Consider the following 2,494-nt stretch of genomic DNA (forward strand, 5'->3'; position numbering starts at 1 on the left):
ACTTAACAGCGCTAAAGCGGCTTGAAATACTTATTTCACCTTCAGGTTTACCATCACTGCGAGCCTGTTTTGTTATGTAGTTAATAATGCCACCTGAGGCACCATTACCATAAATAGACGTTGCGCCTTTTATGACTTCAATGCGCGCTATGGCACTTGCATCAAGTGTTTTTACGCCTAAAGAACCATTACGAAGAGGGGTTGATTGCGGTACGCCATCAATCATTATTAGAGGCGCACGGCCGCGTAGTGTTTGTCCTGAATTACTTGAACTACCAGTATCTGGGGCAAGGCCAGGAACCATTTGCGCGAGTAAACTTCCCAATTCTGAGCTTACTTTTAAATGCTGTTGTATTTGTTGCTGATTAATAACGGTGATCGAGGCTGGTACTTCGTCAATGCTTTCTGATATACGGCTGCCTGAAACAATGACATGCTCAAATTGATCAGAATTGTATTCATTTTTATTATTTTCATTTGCTAACGTGTTAGTACTTATTGCAACAGCAATAAGGCAAAGCGAAGTTTTTAACATGGGGTGTCTTAGTTGATAACAATTTACGTAATGGTAATTATTATCAACTAATGACGCAAGTGTTAATGAGATTTATTTCCATTTATGGCGTTTTAACCAAAAATATACACCGCTTACAATAAAAAATGCGAGTGAAAGGGCTATTAATAACCATAAAAACTGCACAATAGGACCTGCAAAATCACCAATGTGAAACTTATACTTAAAGTTCCATGCTTGTGTTGTGAAGTTGGTTTTACTGGCGTCAAATGAGTTTAATACTTTACCAGTAAATGGGTTAATCCAAACCCAGCTGTAAGCGTGGCTTTCGCCAGGGTTTTGCATTCTCAGTGCAATTGCTTCGTCATCTTTTTTAGGTAAGTAAATTCTATATACTTTACCATCTGGAAATACGTTCTCTGCATTTTTAATTGCTTGATTGTAGTTTAACGCAGCTTGAGAAGGGGCTATTATTTTTGGCGCTTTAGGTCTTTGTTCTACTTTATTAAACGTCACAAATTCTAATACAGATTGAGTTTGTGTTTTCCAGTTAAATGCCATGCCAGTAAAGGCAATAAGCATAAGCGGTATAAAAAAGTAAACACCAAGCACTGTATGTAGTTGATACATGAGCACTCTAAATTTGGCTTTTGGTTTTATAGCTAAACGTTTAACTCTGTTTTTGGGCTTTACCCATAAATAAAAGCCGAGTAATACATTTATTAAAAGTAGCAATGCACACACCGACATCCAATTTCGAAAGGTTTTTTCACCCTTACTGTTTTCAAACAACAGCCAACGATGTAATCCCATAGCAAACCCATAAATCGTATCGGTTGATTCATAGATGTTTAGTACACTCCCTGAGTAGGGGTTAACACTGGCGTAGTGTTTATTGGCTAACCGAAATTGCCATGCTGCGTTTGGCGCTTGTTCGGGCATAAAAAAGGTGATTTTTTGCTTAGTTTGAGCTTGTACATTTTGTATAAGTTCATCGTAATGCATTAAGTTTTTTTGGGGTGTTACTTGCCATTTTGCAGGCTCTATTAGGTGCTGTATGTCTTTTGCATAAATCATAACAGCACCGGTTAGGCTCACTATTAATAAAAATAGTCCGCTAATTAGGGCAAGGCCTAAATGAATTCTACGTAACCAAAGTTTCAAAAACGGTATCTCATTATGAGTTAATGACAATATTGTAAATGATAATACGAGCTGTTTTCAATTAAATAAGTTGTGTATTTGGTTTAGCTTACTATTAAGAACATTAAATTGGGCTTTTATTTGTAATAGATTGGATTTCTATTATGCAATTTTCAATATTAAAATTGTCGTGTAAAAAGCTTTTTACTGCTGGCAAATTAATTAAGTGCTGAGTGCCAATAATAAGCTCGCAATAATTTTCTTTATCGTCTAGTTGCCAAAGCTTGATGCTCATTACCGATTCGATATTAAATTCATTACTAATAGCATGTGATATTGCATCTGTATCAATATTGCTAGGCGCTGCTTGCATTAAAATTTTGCAGCTTTGCTTTAATAGTAAAATACCATGATAAATTACATAAAGAGAAATAAGCACAGTGGCAATTAAATCAACAATATACCACTGGTATAAAATAATTAAGGTGCCCGCAATAATAACAACAATAGATGCCATTGCATCTGATACATTATGAATAAAGGCCGCTTTTATATTTATACTGTGATTTGCGCCAGCTCGGTAGGTTAAAAATGCGGTTGCTAAATCAATTACCAACGCTATTGCTGCCACCCACACAACTATCCAACCATTAATTGGTTGAGGGTTTAAATAGCTCGAAATGGCTTCAAAAATTAAATACACACCAATTAATATCAATGTACTGCTATTAAAAAGTGTGGCAAGTATTTCAGCGCGTTTATAGCCAAAATGATGAATGGAGTCAGCAGGTTTATTACCAATTTTACGTGCAACGAGCACGATAAATATAGCGGCAG

Annotated in this window: 3 protein-coding genes; all 3 read right to left on the bottom strand. The window is 36.0% G+C overall.

The genetic code is table 11. The annotated features are described in order from the left end of the window. Positions 1-535, bottom strand: a 535-nt coding sequence (locus L652_RS0101370) for a TonB-dependent receptor plug domain-containing protein (protein ID WP_029770094.1), incomplete at its 3' end; no start/stop codon positions are given. 72 nt (positions 536-607) lie between these two features. Then, on the bottom strand, positions 608-1,678 hold the full coding sequence (locus tag L652_RS0101375) for a PepSY-associated TM helix domain-containing protein (RefSeq protein ID WP_024597094.1): 1,071 nt from the start codon (positions 1,676-1,678) through the stop codon (positions 608-610). 103 nt (positions 1,679-1,781) lie between these two features. Further along, positions 1,782-2,494 (bottom strand): cation diffusion facilitator family transporter (locus L652_RS0101380; protein ID WP_024603212.1); only part of this gene is annotated, 713 nt, incomplete at its 5' end.

Origin of the sequence: Pseudoalteromonas sp. TB25 (assembly GCF_000497995.1) — a bacterium.
GTDB classification, from domain to species: Bacteria; Pseudomonadota; Gammaproteobacteria; order Enterobacterales; family Alteromonadaceae; genus Pseudoalteromonas; species Pseudoalteromonas distincta.